The 17,276-nt window shown below is 69.1% G+C and carries 16 protein-coding genes; 3 read left to right on the top strand and 13 right to left on the bottom strand.

Annotated elements, in window-relative coordinates:
- Positions 1-32 precede the first annotated feature (32 nt).
- The 11 genes from accC to AC3WOE_RS09160 form a co-directional block, all read right to left on the bottom strand.
- A complete protein-coding gene (gene accC, locus AC3WOE_RS09210) occupies positions 33-1,382 on the bottom strand; it encodes an acetyl-CoA carboxylase biotin carboxylase subunit (protein WP_492689904.1) in 1,350 nt (449 codons plus the stop codon).
- Positions 1,383-1,391: 9 nt separating this feature from the next.
- The gene (gene accB, locus AC3WOE_RS09205) at positions 1,392-1,856 is read right to left on the bottom strand and encodes an acetyl-CoA carboxylase biotin carboxyl carrier protein (RefSeq protein WP_492689903.1); all 465 of its coding nucleotides are present in this window, start codon (positions 1,854-1,856) and stop codon (positions 1,392-1,394) included.
- A gap of 58 nt (positions 1,857-1,914) precedes the next feature.
- A complete protein-coding gene (gene aroQ, locus AC3WOE_RS09200) occupies positions 1,915-2,364 on the bottom strand; it encodes a type II 3-dehydroquinate dehydratase (protein WP_492689901.1) in 450 nt (149 codons plus the stop codon).
- Positions 2,365-2,480: 116 nt separating this feature from the next.
- Entirely contained in the window at positions 2,481-3,002 is a 522-nt protein-coding gene (locus AC3WOE_RS09195; protein WP_492689900.1) for a TlpA disulfide reductase family protein, read from the bottom strand.
- Positions 2,999-3,559, bottom strand: a complete 561-nt coding sequence (locus tag AC3WOE_RS09190) for a hypothetical protein (protein ID WP_492689899.1) — start codon at positions 3,557-3,559, stop codon at positions 2,999-3,001. The genes AC3WOE_RS09195 and AC3WOE_RS09190 overlap by 4 nt, the downstream gene beginning before the upstream one ends.
- Positions 3,560-3,594: 35 nt before the next feature.
- Positions 3,595-4,308: a monofunctional biosynthetic peptidoglycan transglycosylase gene (gene mtgA / locus AC3WOE_RS09185; protein WP_492689898.1), complete on the bottom strand. Its 714-nt coding sequence runs from the start codon at positions 4,306-4,308 to the stop codon at positions 3,595-3,597.
- Positions 4,308-5,123 (bottom strand): shikimate dehydrogenase, encoded by an 816-nt coding sequence (aroE, locus tag AC3WOE_RS09180; protein WP_492689897.1) that lies wholly within the window; start codon positions 5,121-5,123, stop codon positions 4,308-4,310. Before aroE ends, mtgA begins: the two co-directional genes overlap by 1 nt.
- Positions 5,120-5,974 carry an energy transducer TonB gene (locus AC3WOE_RS09175; protein ID WP_492689896.1) on the bottom strand — a complete coding sequence of 285 codons (855 nt, stop codon included), beginning with the start codon at positions 5,972-5,974 and terminating at the stop codon, positions 5,120-5,122. Before AC3WOE_RS09175 ends, aroE begins: the two co-directional genes overlap by 4 nt.
- A gap of 2 nt (positions 5,975-5,976) precedes the next feature.
- Complete coding sequence (locus AC3WOE_RS09170; protein ID WP_492689894.1) at positions 5,977-8,016, bottom strand: ribonuclease catalytic domain-containing protein; 2,040 nt, start codon at positions 8,014-8,016, stop codon at positions 5,977-5,979.
- 55 nt (positions 8,017-8,071) lie between these two features.
- Positions 8,072-8,659, bottom strand: a complete 588-nt coding sequence (locus AC3WOE_RS09165; protein WP_492689893.1) for a hypothetical protein — start codon at positions 8,657-8,659, stop codon at positions 8,072-8,074.
- Positions 8,660-8,737: 78 nt separating this feature from the next.
- Entirely contained in the window at positions 8,738-9,268 is a 531-nt protein-coding gene (locus tag AC3WOE_RS09160; protein ID WP_492689892.1) for an ECF-type sigma factor, read from the bottom strand.
- A gap of 76 nt (positions 9,269-9,344) precedes the next feature.
- Between AC3WOE_RS09160 and AC3WOE_RS09155 the strand changes: the two genes are divergently transcribed.
- Both AC3WOE_RS09155 and AC3WOE_RS09150 read left to right on the top strand, forming a co-directional pair.
- Positions 9,345-10,403: a hypothetical protein gene (locus AC3WOE_RS09155; protein ID WP_492689891.1), complete on the top strand. Its 1,059-nt coding sequence runs from the start codon at positions 9,345-9,347 to the stop codon at positions 10,401-10,403.
- Between the two features lie 58 nt (positions 10,404-10,461).
- Entirely contained in the window at positions 10,462-13,080 is a 2,619-nt protein-coding gene (locus AC3WOE_RS09150; RefSeq protein WP_492689890.1) for a serine/threonine-protein kinase, read from the top strand.
- On the opposite strand, the gene fabG is transcribed toward AC3WOE_RS09150, so the two are convergent.
- Together fabG and AC3WOE_RS09140 are read right to left on the bottom strand one after the other, a co-directional pair.
- Positions 13,081-13,821 carry a 3-oxoacyl-ACP reductase FabG gene (gene fabG, locus AC3WOE_RS09145; protein ID WP_492689889.1) on the bottom strand — a complete coding sequence of 247 codons (741 nt, stop codon included), beginning with the start codon at positions 13,819-13,821 and terminating at the stop codon, positions 13,081-13,083.
- A 5-nt stretch (positions 13,822-13,826) separates the two neighbouring features.
- Positions 13,827-14,420 carry a YqiA/YcfP family alpha/beta fold hydrolase gene (locus tag AC3WOE_RS09140; protein ID WP_492689888.1) on the bottom strand — a complete coding sequence of 198 codons (594 nt, stop codon included), beginning with the start codon at positions 14,418-14,420 and terminating at the stop codon, positions 13,827-13,829.
- Between the two features lie 114 nt (positions 14,421-14,534).
- On the opposite strand from AC3WOE_RS09140, the gene AC3WOE_RS09135 reads away from it, so the two are divergent.
- Positions 14,535-17,207 carry a zinc-dependent metalloprotease gene (locus AC3WOE_RS09135; RefSeq protein ID WP_492689886.1) on the top strand — a complete coding sequence of 891 codons (2,673 nt, stop codon included), beginning with the start codon at positions 14,535-14,537 and terminating at the stop codon, positions 17,205-17,207.
- The last annotated feature ends 69 nt before the right edge of the window (positions 17,208-17,276 follow it).

Raw genomic sequence — 17,276 nt, 5'->3', positions numbered from 1 at the left:
TTGAGGGGCCGGCGTCAGCCGGTAGGGGTGGTCTAACGCTTGTGTGCAGCCATCCAGCCTTCGAGGTAGTGGATGGAGGTTCCACCCTCGATGAACTTGGCATCGGCCATCAGCTCGCGGTGCAGCGGGATGTTGGTCTGGATGCCTTCGACCACCGTCTCGCTCAGCGCGATGCGCATGCGGGCCAGGGCCTGCTCGCGGGTGTCGCCGTGGACGATGATCTTGCCGATCATGGAGTCGTAGTTGGGCGGCACGAAGTAGTTCGTGTAGGCATGCGAGTCCACGCGCACGCCGGGGCCGCCGGGGGCGTGCCACATCGTGATGCGGCCGGGCGAGGGCACGAACTTGACCGGGTCTTCCGCGTTGATGCGGCACTCGATGGAATGGCCCTTGAGCTCGATCTGGCGCTGCGTGAAGGGCAGCTTCTCGCCGGCGGCGATCTTGATCTGCTGCTGCACGATGTCGATGCCGGTGACCATCTCCGTGACCGGATGCTCCACCTGCACGCGGGTGTTCATCTCGATGAAGTAGAACTCGCCGTTCTCGTACAGGAACTCGAAGGTGCCCGCGCCGCGGTAGCCCATCTTCTTGCAGGCGGCCGCGCAGCGGTCGCCGACCTTCTCGATATTGCGACGCGGGATGCCGGGCGCCGGCGCCTCCTCGATGATCTTCTGATGCCGGCGTTGCATGGAGCAGTCGCGCTCACCCAGCCAGACGGCGTTCTTGAAGGTGTCGGCCAGGATCTGGATCTCCACATGGCGCGGGTTCTCGAGGAACTTCTCCATGTAGACCTCGGGGTTGCCGAAGGCGGCACCCGCTTCGGCGCGCGTCGTCTGCACGGCATGCACCAGGGCCGCCTCGGTGTGCACGACGCGCATGCCGCGCCCGCCACCGCCGCCGGCCGCCTTGATGATGACGGGGTAGCCCACCGAGCGGGCGATCTTGATGATCTCCTTGGGGTCGTCGGGCAGGGCGCCTTCGGAGCCGGGCACGCAGGGCACGCCGGCGCGGATCATGGCCTGCTTGGCCGAGACCTTGTCGCCCATCATGCGGATGGACTCGGGCGTCGGGCCGATGAAGGTGAAGCCGCTGCGCTCGACGCGCTCGGCGAAGTCGGCGTTCTCGCTCAGGAAGCCGTAGCCGGGGTGGATGGCCTCGGCGTCGGTCACCTCGGCCGTCGCGATGATGGCCGGCATGCTGAGATAGCTCTGCGCCGACGGCGCGGGGCCGATGCAGACGGCCTCGTCGGCCAGGCGCACGTATTTGGCGTCGCGGTCGGCTTCGGAGTAGACGACGACGGACTTGATGCCCAGCTCGCGACACGCTCGCTGGATTCGCAGGGCGATTTCGCCCCGATTGGCAATGAGGACCTTCTTAAACATCGAGTGGCCTCACTCGATCACGAACAGCGGTTGTCCGAACTCTACGGCCTGACCGTTCTCGCACATGACCTTGGTGATCGTGCCCGACTTGTCGGCCTCGATCTCGTTCATGATCTTCATCGCCTCGATGATGCAGATGGCCTCGCCTTCCTTGACCTGCTGGCCGACGTCGGCGAACGGCTTGGCGTTGGGGCTGGAGGCGCGGTAGAAGGTGCCGACCATGGGCGACTTGACGACATGGCCGGTCTCGACGGGCGCAGCGGCCGGCGCGGCGGCCGCTGCCGCGGCAACCGGTGTGGCGGCGTGGACGACCGGGGCGGCCGGGGCGGCGGCATAGACCGGCTGCATGGCCACGGCCGCGGCCGGGTCGGCCTTGACGATGCGGACCTTGCCGTCGGCCTCGGTGATTTCCAGTTCGGAGATATTGGATTCCGAGACCAGATCGATCAGGGTTTTGAGCTTGCGCAGGTCCATCGTGGCTCCAGGCTGTGTTGTTGTTGTGCAGGAAAGGGACAGGAAGGCCGGCGCCGGTTCAGGCGGCGGCCGCTCCCAACGAATCGAGGGCGTGGCGCAGGGCGAGGCGATAGCCGTTCGCGCCCAGGCCGCAGATCACGCCCACCGCCAGCTCGCTCACATAGCTGTGATGCCGGAAGGCCTCGCGGCGGTGGATATTGGACAGGTGGATTTCGATGAAGGGCAGTTCCACGGCCGCCAGCGCATCGCGGATGGCGACGCTGGTGTGGGTGTAGGCGGCCGGATTGATGAGGATGAAGCGCGTGCCGTCCGTGCGCGCCGCCTGGATGCGGTCGACCAGGGCGCCTTCGTGGTTGCTTTGGAAGCAAACCAGGGTTGCGCCGGCATCACCCGCGATCTTGCCGAGTTCAGCGTCGATCTGGGCCAGGGTCTGCGCGCCGTAGACCTCGGGCTCGCGGGTGCCGAGCAGGTTGAGGTTGGGGCCATGCAGGACGAGAACTTGCATCAAACGCGTGGCGTCGCCCAGGCCCTGAGGTCTAGAGAGTCGCCACTAAATTGAGGAAGGGCGAACTTTACGCGTTTTGGCGCCGATTTCCCGCCGGATAGGGAAATTCTCGGGGTGGGTCAGCTTTTGGCCAGTTGACGCAGCTCTTCGAGGCGGCTGACGCCCGTGCGGCGCCAGCTGATCTCGCCAGTGTCGTCGAAGACGACGGAAAAGGGCAGGCCACCGGCCGGGTTGCCCAGTTCCCGCACCAGTCCCAGGCCTTCCGGGCCCGCCAGGGCGACGGCGAAGTCCAGCGGCGTCTTCTGCAAAAAGGCCTTGACCGGGTCCGGCTGGTCCACGGCCAAGCCCAGCACCTGCCAGCCCCTGCCCTTGGCTTCCTTGTAGAACTGGTTGATCTCCGGCAGCTCCTTGACGCAGGGCGGGCACCAGGTCGCCCAGAAATTGACCAGCAGGGGCTGGCCGCGCCAGCGGGCCACGTCCAGCTCCTGGCCGTCCAGGCCGGGGAATCGCCGGGCCCAGAAGGCCTGGGCGACAGCCGACGCCTGGGGCGGGTTCAGCTGGCGCCAGGCAAAGGAGGCCCCTACGGCAGCGGCGCCGAGGCCGGCTCCGGTCAGGACGAGGCGGCGGGTGATGGGGTTCATGCGTCTTCTTCGTCCAGCAATTTCCGCAGCGCGACCCGGTCGCCGCGCTCGGTCAGGCCACGGGCGTCGGGCTTCAGGGCGCCGCGCAGGTCGTCAAAGTCCAGGATGGTCAGGCAGAGTGTGACGCGTTCCTGCAAAGCGGGGCAGGGCGTGTCGAGGATGAGCATGTCCACCTGGCGCCCGCGGCCGGCCGTCGTCTCGGCCACGTCGAAGTCCAGGCCGCGGTCGATCAGCGCGATTTCGGTGGCCTTGCTGTCGTCGCAGTAGAGCTGCAGATGGACGTTGGACAGGCGCGTGGCCGTGCCGCGCCAGACGGCGCCGGTCAGGTGGGGGCGGAACTCGGCCAGGCGCTCCATCCACACTGCGGCCAGTTCGCGCAGGGCGCGCAGCTCGCCGGGCTGGGTGTCGGCGTGGAAGATGGCGATGTGCTCGCGCACGGCGTCCTCGACCTCGTCATTGCCGGGCAGGGCGGCGCGCGGCACGCCCAGGTCGCGCGCCGCGCGCTGCTTGGCGGGGCCCCAGTCCATGCCTTCGTCGACGATGAGTCGTGCGGCCATCACTGCAATTTCAGCGGCGATTTCTTCTGAATCACTCATGGAAGCTGGGCGCCGTTCATGCGACCGGTGATGACGCCGGCGCGGCCCAGCACATAGGGCGAGGCCGGCTGGCGCTCGAAGCGCTTGGGGGCCGGCAGCATGACGGCCAGACGCGCCGCCTCGAAGGCACCGAGGCGGGCCGCGTCGGTATGGAAATAGTGACGGGCCGCGGCCTGGGCGCCGAACAGGCCTTCGCCCCACTCGACGCTGTTCAGGTAGATCTCCAGGATGCGGCGCTTGTCCAGCAGGCCTTCCAGCATCAGCGTCAAGACGAGCTCCTGGCCCTTGCGCAGCAGCGTGCGCTCGCCGGACAGGAAAAGGTTCTTGGCCAGTTGTTGCGTGATGGTGGATCCGCCGACCACCTTGGCCGTCGGCTTGCCGCGCGCCTCGGCGCGGGCCTGCGCCTTCTCGTTCTTCTTCCAGGCGCCCTTGAGGGCATCCCAGTCGACGCCGCCATGCTCGGCAAAGCCGTCGTCTTCGCTGGCGATGACGGCACGCTTGAGCGTCGTGGCCAGTTGGGCGTCGTCCACCCATTGCTGGGCCCAGGCGACTTGGTGCTTCTCGGTCATCAGGCGCACGATCTCGCTGCGCTGGAAGCTGGTCGACTGCGGCGCAATGAAGCGCATCATCAGGATGCGGCCAGCAAACCAGAGCTGCAGGCAGAGCACCGCCAGCGCGAGGACCGCGACGAGGCGGCCGGCGTGTCGCATCACAAGGGGGCCCTCAGCGCAGCCAGCACCGGCGCCGTGTCGGGGCGCAGGCCGCGCCAGAAGAAGAAGGCCTCGGCGGCCTGCTCGACCAGCATGCCCAGGCCATCGCGCGGTTCGGCGCCGTGGGCGACGGCCCAGTCCAGGAAGCCTTGCGCCTTGGGGCCGTACATCATGTCCAGGGCCAGGGCGCCGGGCTTGAGCACGCGGGCGTCCACGGGGGCAGTGGCACCGGCCAGGCTGGTGCTGGTGGCGTTGACGACGATGTCCTGGGCCGGCGGCGCGTCGGCCAGGGCGGCGGCGGCCAGTGCCACGCCCAGGTCGGCATGGCTGTCCACCAGCGCCTGGGCCTTGTCCAGCGTGCGGTTGACGATGGTGATGCGGGCGGGCCTGGCGGCGATCAGGCTGCCCAGCACGCCGGCCGCCGCGCCACCGGCGCCCACCAGCAGCACCTGCAAGCCTTCGAGCGGACGCCGCGCATTGCGCTGGATGTCGTTGACGAGGCCGGCGCCGTCGGTGTTGTCGCCCACCCAGCCGCCTTCGTCGAAGCGCAGGGTGTTGACGGCGCCGGCCCGGGCGGCGCGTTCGGTGTGCTCGGTGGCGAGTGCGAAGGCGTCGAACTTGAAGGGCACGGTGATGTTGCAGCCCTTGGCGCCGGCCGCCGCGAAGTCGCGCAGCGTGGCCTCGAAGGCATCCAGCGGCGCCAGCAGGCGCTCGTAGCTCAGGGCCTGGCCCATCTGGTCGGCAAACATCGCGTGGATGGCCGGCGAGCGGCTGTGCGCCACGGGATTGCCGACGACGGCGTATCGGTCGGTCATTGCGGCTGCCCCATCAAGGTAGTTTCCAGGCTGTTGCTGCCGGTGAACTTGAACCGGGTCGTCATGATCAGGATCTCCGCGCCTTTTCGCATCTCGGCCGTGAAATTGCCAAACGGTGAGGCGGACCGGACGATGGCGACGGCACGCTTGTCCAGGCTGGCCTTGCCCGAAGACTGCAGTATTTCGGTGTCGATGACATTGCCGCGCAAGTCGACGTGGATGTTCATGACCAGCTCGCCATACAGCTTGCGTCCACGCTCCTGAGGGAAGTCTCGGGTGCCCTTCTCTTCGATCTTCTGCCGCATGCCGTCGTAGTACAGGGCATACATCACTTCCTGCGTCGAAGGGCTGACGAAGCGCTTCTTGGGCCGGGCGCTTTCCTGATTGATCCGCTTTTCGATTTCGGCGAATTGCTGAAGCTGCTGGCGGTTGCGCTCCACGCGTGCGCGCTCGTTCGCGTCTTCCTTGGAGCGCTGGCGATCGGGAGGCGTTTGCAGGGCCAGTTCGCGGCGCTGCTGGGCGAGCAGCATTTCCTGTTCGCGCTCGAGCTGGGCGCGCTTGACGAATACGTCTTCGTCAGCTTCGCCCTCGGTGGCGACGCGCGAAGGCGGGAGCGGGGAAGTCGCGCGCCCCGTCTCCTCCTGGCCACCGCCGGCAAGATTGGCTTGCGCCAGTGCCGCCGCCTTGTTCGGCGCCTCCTTGGTGCGCGTGTTGACCAGGATGACCTCCAGCGGCGTGTCCTGGAAGATGCGGTTGAAGGCCTCGGGCGCGGCTATGCGCAGGCTCAGCAGCGCGGCGTGCACGCCGAGCGAAAACGCGAGCGCGATCTGCAGCGTGCTCGGCTTGCGCATCTTCAGTTGGGCGACGCGGCTTCGGCCGGTTCTGCTTCGCTGCCGCCATCGTTCAGGTCGATGGCCAGAGCGATGGGCGCCGCGGCCGCTTCGAGGTCGTCGTCGTCGCCCTCGGCTTCCTCGGCGGCCGCCGTCTCGTCCAGCCGCTCGATCAGCGTCGCATGCACGTCCAGCGTCATCTCGTCCAGGCCGGTGATGCGCACCTTCACATGGCTGCCGCGCGGCAGGCTTTCACAGCCCAGGGCGCGGAAGACCAGCGGCAGGTCGTCGGCGCGCACCAGACCGTCCTTCATGACGGCAGCGGTCAGCTCGGTGGTGCCGTTCTGCTGCAGCCAGCGCAGCGTCCAGAAGCGCTCGATGCCATTCTGGAAGCCGTTGTAGGCGGTGTAGGCCGACTCGAAGCCCGAGATGATGGAGAACAGGGCCGCGTCCTTGGGCTTGAACGGAGCGGCGAGCGCCGCCGTGCGGCCGTGGCGGGCGCAGGCAATGATCTGCCACTGGTTGACCAGGTCGACATAGCGGCGCAGCGGCGACGTGGCCCAGGTGTATTGCGCCACGCCCATGCCGGCGTGGGGCAGGGCCTTGACGCCCATGCGCACCTTGATGCCGGGCGCCAGGCTCGCCTGGCTGCGGTAGATGCCGGGCAGGCCCAGCTCGGCCAGCCAGCCGCCCCAGGCGGAGTTGGCCAGGATCATGGCCTCGGCCACGATGAGGTCCAGCGAGCTGCCGCGGGCTCGCACGCCGATCTCGACGGACTCCGTGCCGTTGGGCGCTTCCGAGCGCTCGCCGGCGAGGCGGAAGTTGTAGTCGGGCCGGTTGAAGTTCTCGGGCTTGCCGCGCACCACCTCGCGCTGGGCCTTGAGATGCCTGGCCAGGCGCCAGGTGAAGGCGAGCTCGGGGGCGAAGAGATAGTCGGCAGGCGCTTCGCCCGACAGCGTGGCGTCGGTGACGATGCCGTCCAGCTTGTCGTGGCGCAGGTTGGCGGCGATGTGCACGCGCTCCAGCCTGGTCTCGCGTGTCTTGATCTCGAAGGTCGACTCGTCCATCGTGAAATAGATGGACACGGCCGGGCAGTCGCGCCCCTCGATCAGCGTGTAGGCCTGCACGACGTCGTCGGGCAGCATGGTCAGCTTCCAGCCCGGCATGTAGACGGTGGACAGGCGCTCGCGGGCGACCTTGTCGACGGCCGAATCCGGCGTGATGGCGAGACCCGGTGCGGCGATGTGCACGCCGAAGGTGACGGTGCCCGTGCCCAGTCCCTGCACCGACAGCGCATCGTCGATTTCCGTCGTCTGCGAATCGTCGATGGAGAAGGCGCGCACCGGGCTCAAGGCCAACTCGTCCTTGATCTCCGGCGCCGTCAGGGCCGGGAAGCCCGTGCCCTTGGGGAAGTTCTCGAACAGGAAGCGCTTCCAGTGGAACTGGTAGGCGCTGGTGATGGCGCCTGCGCCCTGCAGCAGGTCCAGCGGCGCCTTGTGCGAGCGCTTGCTGGCCTCGACGACGGCCTTGTATTCGGGGCCGTTCTTGTCGGGCTTGAAGAGGATCTTGTAGATCTGGTCCTGGATGGGCTGGGGGCTGGTGCCCTGCACCAGCTCCTCGGCCCAGGCCTCGATCTGCAGCTGCTGCTGGCGTTTGCGCTCGATGCCGAGCAGGGCGGCCTTGACAGTCTCCTCGGGGGCCTTCTTGAACTGACCCTTGCCGGCCCGGCGGAAATAGTGCGGGGCGTCGTAGAGGCGGAACAGGGCGGCGGCCTGCTGCACGACGCCGGCCTTGGCGTCGAAGTAGTCCTTGGCCAGGTCGGCAAAGCCGAACTCGCCCTCGGGGGCGAATTCCCAGGCCAGGTCCAGGTCGATGTCGTCGGCCAGCTTGCGGGCGTCGGCCAGCAGCACGGCGGGCGCCGGCTGCTCGAATTTCAGCAGCACATGGGCGGACTTGACCTTGACCCGCTTGCCCGAGTCCAGCTCGACCTGCAGCGAGGCATCGGCCTCCGACATCACCCGGCCGGCGAGGAATTTCCCGGCGTCATCAAAAAGCGCAAACATAAGGAGGCGATTGTCGCCTCAGGTTGAGGTACCTCCGGCCGTGCGTCTTCGCCGCTCAGCGGCGCCGGCCTCGCCAGGCGAAGGCGCCCAGCGCGCCGAGGGCCAGGGCCAGCGAGCCAGGTTCGGGCAGGGCGGCGGCGTCGGCCACCACATCCGGGCTGAGCCGATAGTCCAGCACGAACTGGTAAAGCCCATAGGGATACCAGCCTGGATAGGCGCCGGCCAGCTCCAGGTGCAGGGCATGGTTGGCATAGCTGACCACCGGGTCGGCGTAGGCGGCCGAGTCGTAGCTCACGGCCAGGCCGCTGAAATGTTCGTTGGCCAGGTTGTCGAAGCGCAGGTCCAGGGTCAGCGGCGCATAGGTGTAGCCGTAGCGGTCGGTATAGATGTCGATGAAGATGCGATCCGTGGTGGGGTCGACGTTCAGATAGACCGGCGCAGAGCCATAGCCCACGCCGGCCAGCTCGTAGCCGGCCCCGACCGTGCCGCTGCGGGTCTGCACGCCCTGGTCGTACAAGGACCAGCCGTAATAGGCGGCGTAGTCGACGCGGGCGTCGAAATGCTGGTTGACCAGCGAAGCCTGGGCGGGCAGGGCGGCCAGCAAGGCGGCCAACATATAGAAGAGGCGGTGGAAGCGGCGCATGGGTTCTCCGTCGAGTGGGGACCGCCCCGGGACGGGAGCGGCTCAACGGGTCTACGCGGGAAATTGCGGCGAAACGGCTCAGCCGGCGTCGAGCCGGCTCTTCAGCCAGCTGCGCGCCAGCGTCCAGTCGCGCTTGACGGTGGCCAGGGAGATGTCCAGCACGCGGGCGATCTCCTCCAGCTCCAGGCCGCCGAAATAGCGCAGCTCCACCACGCGGGCGGCGCGGGCGTCCTGCTGCTCCAGTTGTTCCAGCGCGCGGTGCAGGTCCAGCACTTCCACCGGGGCGGCGTCGGCGACGGCTTCCAGCTCGGCGGCGCTCAGCGTCACCAGCTCGGCGGCACGCTTGCCGGCCTGGCGGGCCAGGGCATGGTCCACCAGCACGCGGCGCATCATGGTGGCGGCCAGGGCCATGAACTGGTCGCGATTCTCCCAGGCCTTGCGCTGGCCACCCAGGCGCAGATAGGCCTCGTGGGTCAGGGCCGTGGCCGACAGCGTGTGCTGCGGCCGCTCGTGGCGCAGCCGGCCGCGGGCCAGCCGCCGCAGCTCGGCATAGAGCTCGACGAACAGCGTCTGCGTGCCTGCCGCGTCCTGCGGCTGCGCCTCGGTCAAGCCTGCCTCCTGCGTTGTTTGAGCCGTGCGGCCGGCATTTCCCGCGTAGGCCCATACGACCACTCGGAGAACCCTCATGCCATCCATCGCCACCGACCGCCGGATTCTGGCCCATTGGAAATTGCTGGCCTTGCTGGCCCTGTCGGCGAGCTTGTGCGCCCCCGCCCACGCCGGCCTGCTGGATCTGCTCAAGCCGGCCGAAAAGCCGCTGGTGCTGACCGCTCAGAGCGACTTCACAGCCGCCATGACCCAGGCCGCGCAGTCCCCCGCCCCGCAGCTCAAGATCCGCGGCGAGGCGCCGCCGCGCCTGGGCATCAGCAGCTTCGAGGTGCGCTACATCACCGACAACAGCGTGTCGCAGACGCGCCGCAGCATCGGCGTCGGCCCCACGCGCGAGGCCCGCGCCAGCGTGCAATACCAGCTCGAAGCCCCCGGCCCCGAGGTCTACCAGGCGCTGACCGACGGCATGCTGGCCCAGCTGCGCGAGCAGCTGGCCGCACGCGGCTACCAGCTGCTCAGCACCGAGGAGATGCAGGTCGATGCCGACTTCGCCGCCAAGCTGGCGGCCACGCCGCGTGCCACGCAGCGCGAGCCCGGCTTCTTCGCCAGGAGCGGCGAGGTGCTGACCTTCGGCAGCGGCACCATCGAGGCCAGCGGCGTGATGATGGGCATGTCCGACATCCGGCGCGCCGAGCGCATGGGCAACGACATCGGCTTCATCAAGGTCATCCTGGTGGTGGACTTCGCGTCGCTGCAGGAGATGGGCCTGGGTGAACGCATCAGCTCGGGTGCCGACGCGGGCGTCAAGGCCAAGGTGGGCCTGGCCATCGCTGCCGAGCCGGCCAGCAACAGCCCCAGCCAGCTGCACCTCTTCACGTCGCTGGGCGGCATGCCGTTGCCGCTGCGCAGCACCATCTACCTGGAGCAGCCCATCGCCAAGTCGATCACCGCCGTCAGCGAGAGCTCGGGCGAAGCCGCCATCGGCTTCCTGAAGGCGCTGGCCGGTGGCAGCAGCCGGGGCGCCCGCTACCGCGTCACGCCGGCCGACGACTATGCGGAGCAGATGGCCGCCGGCCTTCAGCTGGTGGCGCGCATGCTGGCCGAGGCCTTGCCGATGCGGGCAAGCGCCAAGTAGCGCGGCGCCTGCGGGCCGCCAGAATCCGGCGCAAACGCCAACATCACGAGGGGGCCCCGTGACCGACCGCACCGAGCCTTTGAGTCCCGACGACTGGGCCCAGTTGCGGCGGCTGTTCGAGCAGGCCCTGGCGCTGCCGCCAGGCCGGCGCCCCGCACTGGCCGACACGCCTGGGCTGAGCCCCGCCGTGCGCGGCGAACTGCTGGCCCTGCTCGCGCAGCAGACCGATGCCGGAGCGCCCAGCCTGGCCCTGGACTCGCCGCTGCAGGAGCTGCCCGCAGCGGTACCCGATGGCCAGCCCGGCCAGCGCCTGGGCGGCTGGTCGCTGACCACGCTGCTGGGTCTGGGCGGCATGGGCGAGGTGTGGGCGGCGCGCCGGGTGGACGGGCGCTTCGAGGGCGAGGCCGCCATCAAGCTGCTGCGCCAGGGCCTGGACGGCGCCGCCGTGCAGCGCCGCTTCGCGCAGGAGCAGCAGGCGCTGGCGCGGCTGCACCACCCGCATATCGCCCAGTTGTTCGACGCCGGCCTCAGCGACGCCGGCAAGCCCTATTTCGTCATGGAGAGGGTCGACGGCCAGCCCATCGACCAGGCCGCCGCGGGCCTGCCGCTGCGCGAACGCGTGGGGCTGATGCTGCAGCTGTGCGAGGCCGTGGCCCATGCCTACGGCCAGCTGCTGGTGCACCGCGACCTCAAGCCCGGCAATGTGCTGGTGGACCGGGCGGGCCGCGTCAAGCTGCTGGACTTCGGCATCGCCAAGGCGCTGGACCCCATGGACGGACCGCTGGACGGCGAGGGCCTCACGCTGAACGGCCAGCGTCCTTTCACGCCTGCCTTCGCCAGCCCGGAACAGGTGCGCGGCGAACCCGTCTCCACCGCCACCGACATCTACTCGCTGGGCGTGCTGCTCTACCAGCTGCTGGCAGGCCGCTCGCCCTACGGAACGGCTGCCACCACGCCGGGCGAGCAGGCGCGCGCCGTGCTGGACGTGCAGCCCCAGCCGCCCAGCCAGGCCGCCGCGCGGCCCGAGCTGCGCGGTGACCTCGACAACATCGTCATGAAGGCGCTGGAGAAGGAAACGGCGCGGCGCTACCCCACCGTGCAGGCCCTGCATGACGACCTGCGCGCCTGGCTGGACGGCCTGCCGGTCAGCGCCCGTGCCCAGGACTGGCGCTATGTGCTGGCCAAGCTGATGCGCCGCCACCGTGCCGTCGTGGCGGCGCTGGGGGTTGGCGTGATCGGCCTGCTGGCTGGCGGCGGCGCGGCGGCCTGGCAATGGCGCGAGGCGGTGCATGCGCGCGAACTGGCCGAGTCGCGGTTAGCGGCCGTCAAGCAGTTCAATCGCGGCGTCGTGCGGCGCATGGGCCTGGCGCTGAGCAATCTGCCCGGCGGCATGCAGGCCAAGGAGGCCATGCTGCGCGACACCCTGGACAGCCTGGAAACCCTGGTGGCCCAGGCCGAGAGCGACCTGGACCTGCTGGGCGACCTGGCCATCGTCTACGAGAGCATTGCCGAGATCCAGGGCAACGACACCGGCCTGAGCCTGGGCAAGGGCCGTGAGGCCGAGCAGAACGCCAGCCGCGCGATCGACTACGCGCGCCGCGCCTGGCCGGCCAAGCAGGGCGATGCCGAGTTCATCCAGAGCTACGCCAATATGCACGTCATCCGCGCGCTGCAGGCCCGGGCCGAGGGGCGCATGGACGAGGCCCTGGCGCTGGCGCGGCAGAGCGAGTCCATCCTGCAGACCGGGCTGAAGCACATGCCCGAGGAGCGCGAGCTGATGGGCCAGCTCGCGCAGACCTGGCTCTACATCGGCCAGTTCCACGACGCCAGCGGCCGGCCCAGCCTGAACCGGCCCGACGAGGCGCTGGGCTGGTTCCAGCGTGCCGCCGAGGCCTTCGAGGCCATGGAGGCACGCCAGCACCACCGCGAGATCGTGCATGAACTGGGCACCATCGCCGGCGCGCAGTCGCGCAGCCTGGTCAACCTGGGCCGGCTGGATGAAGCCCTGGCCGCCGAGCAGAAGGCGGTGGCGCTGCACGAGTCCGACCTGAAGGAAGAGCCGCTCAACCTGGGCGCGCGCAGCAGCTTGGCCGTCGAGCTGTCGCATCTGGCCTTCACGGCCTGGCGGCGCGGCGACGCGGCCGCCGCCGAGGCGGCCAGCCGCCAGAGCCTCGCGCTGCTGGACGGCATCGTCAAGGACGAGGGGCCGCAGAGCAAATGGGCGCTGACGCGCAAGCTGCTGGGCGCCCACCTCGGGCGCGCACTGCTGGCCCAGGGCCAGGCCCAGGCCGCCGTGCTGCCGCTGGAGACGGCGCTGGCCGCTTCGCCTCAGCCGGACGCAGCCAGCAGCACGCCGGCCATGTGGAAGGCCGTGCTGCTGCGGCGCAGCTGGCTGGCGGCCGACCTCAGCGCGGCGCTGGCGCAGAGCGGGCAGGCCGCGCGCGCCGCGGCACTGGGGCGCGAGCAGCTGGCACCGCTGCAGGACTTCGCGCAGCGCCAGCCCCAGGATCGCGATGCCCAGGTCGTGCTCAGCCGGCTGCTGGCCGCACTGTCGACCCTGCCCGGCGCCGAGCCCGGCTGGCGCGGCCAGGCCTGCACGGGCCTGCGCGAAGCCGGCCGCAGCCAGCCGCTGGCGCGCGATGAGCAGGCCCTGGCGGCGCGCGTCTGCGCGGCCTGATCAGACCGTCATGCCGCCCGACACCTCGATGACCGCGCCGTTGACGTAGCTGGCTTCGTCGCTGGCCAGGAAGGCGTAGACGTTGGCGATTTCCTCGGGCTTGCCCAGGCGCTTCAGCGGCACATGGGCGCGCATTTCGTCCAGCACCTTGTCGGGGATGGTGCCGAGGATGGGCGTGTCGATGAAGCCGGGAGCGACGGCGTTGACGCGGATGCCCTTGGGGCCGAGCTCGCGGCTCCAGGTCTTGGTAAAGCCGATGACGCCGAACTTGGCGGCGGCGTAGTTGGTCTGGCCGAAGTTGCCGTAGATGCCGACCACCGACGAGGCGTTCAGGATGACGCCCGAGCCTTGGGCGACCATGGTGTCGGCCACGGCCTGGGCGCAGTGGAAGACGCCGCGCAGGTTGACGTCGATGACCGCATCGAACTGGGCCAGCGTCATCTTCTGCAGGCGGGCGTCCTTGGTGATGCCGGCGTTGTTGACCAGCACGTCGATGCGGCCGAAGTCGGCCAGCACGGCGGCCACCATCAGGTCCACCGAGACGCGGTCGGCCACGTCGACGGTGTAGCCCTGGGCCGTTGCGCCCAGCTTTTCGCAGGCCTGGACCGCGGCCTGCACGCCCTCGGGGCGCAGGTCGCAGACGATGACGGTGGCGCCCTCCTGGGCGAATTTCAGCGCGGTGGCCAGGCCGATGCCTTGGGCGGCGCCGGTGATGATGCAGACCTTGTTCTGGAGTTTCATCGTCGTCATTTCTGGGTCAGGAATTCCGTGAGGGGTTGGAGATGGTGGTCGAAGTCTGTCAGACCATGGTCGCTGCCCTCCAGCACCTCGCCGTCGCAGCCGGCGTAGCGGGCCAGCATCTCGCGCCAGTCCAGCAGCTCGTCGCCCTTGGCGATCAGTGCGTAGTAGCGCGACGGGGTCGTCAGGCGTGCCGGCGGCGTCAGCGCGGCCAGTTCGGCCACATGCCGGGCCGTGAAATCGAACTTCAGCGTCGGGTCGTGCCAGGCGGTCAGCGTGCCGATGTGGCGGGCCAGGTCGCGTGCCGGGTCGACGGCGGGATTGAGCACGGCGACGCGCCACGCGCGGTGGGTGGGCTGTTCGGCGACGAAGGTGGCGTAGAAGCCGCCCAGCGAGCTGCCGATGACGGCCGGGCCCTCGGCCGGCCAGTCCTTGACGAGACCGGCGACGAGCTCCATGGCCTCGAGCGGGGAGGGCGGCAGTTGCGGCGCCACGAAGCTCAGGCCGGGCTGCTCGGCTGCCCAGGCCGCCATGCGGCGCGCCTTGGCCGAGGCCGGCGAGGAGCGGAAGCCGTGCAGGTAGAGCAGATGTGTGAGAGCCATGACGGAAGTTTTGGATGAATTTTTGTGCCCCCGCGACGCGGGAGGAATCGGATTGACGCAAGTGTCGCTGCCAGCCACAGTGCCAGCCTTTTCGCAATCCCCGGACCGTCACCCATGATTCCGACGCCCCGCACCGCCCTGGCTGCCGCCGCCCTGCTTGCCCTGGCCGCAGTCGCCCAAGCCCAGACGCCGCCCGCTCCCGCTGCTGCCGCCTCTGCACCCGCTGCTGCCGCAAAGCCTCCTGTCGACCCTACGGCGCCCAAGCCCTTTGCCGACGTCATCAAGGGCGCCAAGGAGCAGCCCGGCCTGTTCCCGATCTGGCGCAAGGACGAAAAGGTCTGGATCGAGATCCCCAAGGAAGCCTTCAACAAGCCCTTCCTGTTCAGCGTCAACGTCGCTAACGCCGTCGGTGAGCGTGGCCTGTACGCCAGCCAGATGCTGGGTGACGAGATGGCCGAATGGCGCCGCATCGGCAACCATGTGCAGCTGATCGCGCTGAACACCAAGTTCCGCACCGCCAACCCTTCAGCCAAGCTGGCCATCGAGCAGGCCTTCTCGCCCAGCCTGATCGGCGGCGTGCCGGTGGCCAGTGCCGACCATCCGGACCGCAAGTCGGTGCTCATCGACGCCAGCAACCTGCTGCTGGGTGACATCCCGGGCTATTCGACGCGCCTGGAATTCGCCTACCGCCTGCCGTTCGCGCCCGACCGCACCAACTCCTTCATCGAAGCCACCCGTGCCGACGCCCAGGTTTCGACGCTGACCTCGCGCGTGCACTTCGCCACGCCGCGCATCCCGGCGCCGTCGCTGGTGCCCGCGCCGGTGCCCGTGCCCACGCCGCCCCAGGCCACGCCGGACCCGCGCTCGATGTTCTTCAGCTTCGTCTACAGCTTCCGTGCGCTGCCTGAAGCGCCGGCGGCCGTGCGCAACGCCGACCCGCGCCTGGGCCACTTCATGGAGAGCTACGCCGACTTCGGCGACGACCTCAAGGCCAACCCGCGCGTGCACATGATTGCCCGCTGGCGCCTGGAGAAGAAGGACCCGGCCGCGGCCCTGTCCGAACCGGTCCAGCCCATCGTCTACTGGATGGACAAGAACATTCCCGAGAAATACCGCGCCTCGGTCAAGGCGGGCATCGAGGAGTGGAACAAGGCCTTCGAGAAGATCGGCTTCAAGGACGCGGTGCAGGCCAGGCAGCAGCCCGACGATGCCGACTGGGACAACATGGACTCGACGCATGCGTCCATCCGCTGGTTCACCGGCGCCGACGTCGGCTTCGCCATCGGCCCGAGCAACCGTGACCCGCGCACCGGTGAAATTCTGGACGCCGACATCGGCATGAGCGACGTCTTCGGCCGCGGTTCGCGCCGCCTCGCTTCCGACGACGTGCTGGGTTTCAGCGCCCATGACCACGCCGCCGCCAGTGCCTGGATGGGCGAGCGCAGCCTGCGCCTGTCAGAGCAGCAGTGCAGCTACATGGCCGACCAGGCCAACGAGCTCGGCTTCGCGCTGGACCTGCTGTCCCTGCGCGACGGCATGGACATGAACGGCCCCGAGGCCGAGGCCCTGGCCCAGGCCGTCATCAAGGACGTCGTCATGCACGAGGTCGGCCACACGCTGGGCCTGAAGCACAACTTCCGCTCCTCCACGACCATCACCCAGGCCCAGCTCAAGGACAAGGCCTACACCGAGGCCCATGGCATTTCCAACTCGGTGATGGACTACAACGCCTATAACCTGCCTTTGAAGGGCGAGCCCAAGGCCAGCCTGACCAACACCACGCTGGGCGCCTACGACTACTGGGCCATCGAGTATGCCTACAAGCCCATCGCGGCGGAGCAGGAAGCGGCCGAGCTGGCCAAGATCGCCGCGCGCTCCACCGAGCCGCAGCTGGCCTATGGCGACGACTTCGACCAGGGCGTCGGCGGCCCCTACGACGGCTTCGATCCGCGCACCAACCAGCGTGACCTGGGCGACGACCCGCTGGCCTATGCCAAGAAGCGCCTGAAGCTGAGCCAGGAGCTGTGGGAGCGCGTGCAGGCCCGCCCGGCCACCGTTGGCGACGACCCGCTGCGCAACCGCCGCTCCATCTTCGAGAGCTTCCGCCAGCTGGGCATGACGGCCAACAACATCAGCAAATACGTCGGTGGCCTGTATGCCGAGCGCACCGTGCCGGGCGTCACGGCCGGCCCGGCCTTCAAGCCGGTGGACAACGCCCAGCAGCGCGAGGCCCTGCGCTTCATCGCCGGCGGCCTGCTGTCCAGCGACTCGTTCAAGTTCAAGCCCGAGTTCCTGGTCACGCAGACGGTGGACTACAACGAGTGGGACCGCGGCCTGCCGCTGTCCATCCCGGACAGCGTCAGCGCACTGCAGGGCCGTGTGCTGGACCGCCTGATGTCGCCCAACACGGCACGCCGCCTGATCGAGCAGGGTGCCTACCTGCCCGAGGCCCAGCGCAAGGGCGCGGTGTCGCTCAGCGAGGTCTACGGCACCCTGCAGGGCGCCATCTTCAGCGAGCTGAAGACCGGTGCCGAGATCGACCGCATGCGCCGCAGCCTGCAGCGCGAATACCTGCGCCGTCTGCAGGCCCAGCTGAACCGCGCCACCAACGGCGCCGCGGTCTATGCCGACGCCTTCTCGATGGCCCGCTGGCACGCCAGCCAGCTGCTCAACGACCTGCGCGCGGCATCCGCCAAGCCGGGCCTGTCGGTCGAGACACGCGCCCATCTGGCCGAGACCCAGGACATGCTGAACAGCATGCTGAAGGCCTCGCTGGTGCGCAGCTGATCGCGCCTCGCGCTCGCGCAAAGGCCGGCTTCATGCCGGCCTTTTTTCTTGTCTTAGCATGGCCGCCAC

The organism is Roseateles sp. FW305-36 (assembly GCF_058787015.1).
This window is presented reverse-complemented; position numbering and strand designations above follow the sequence as displayed.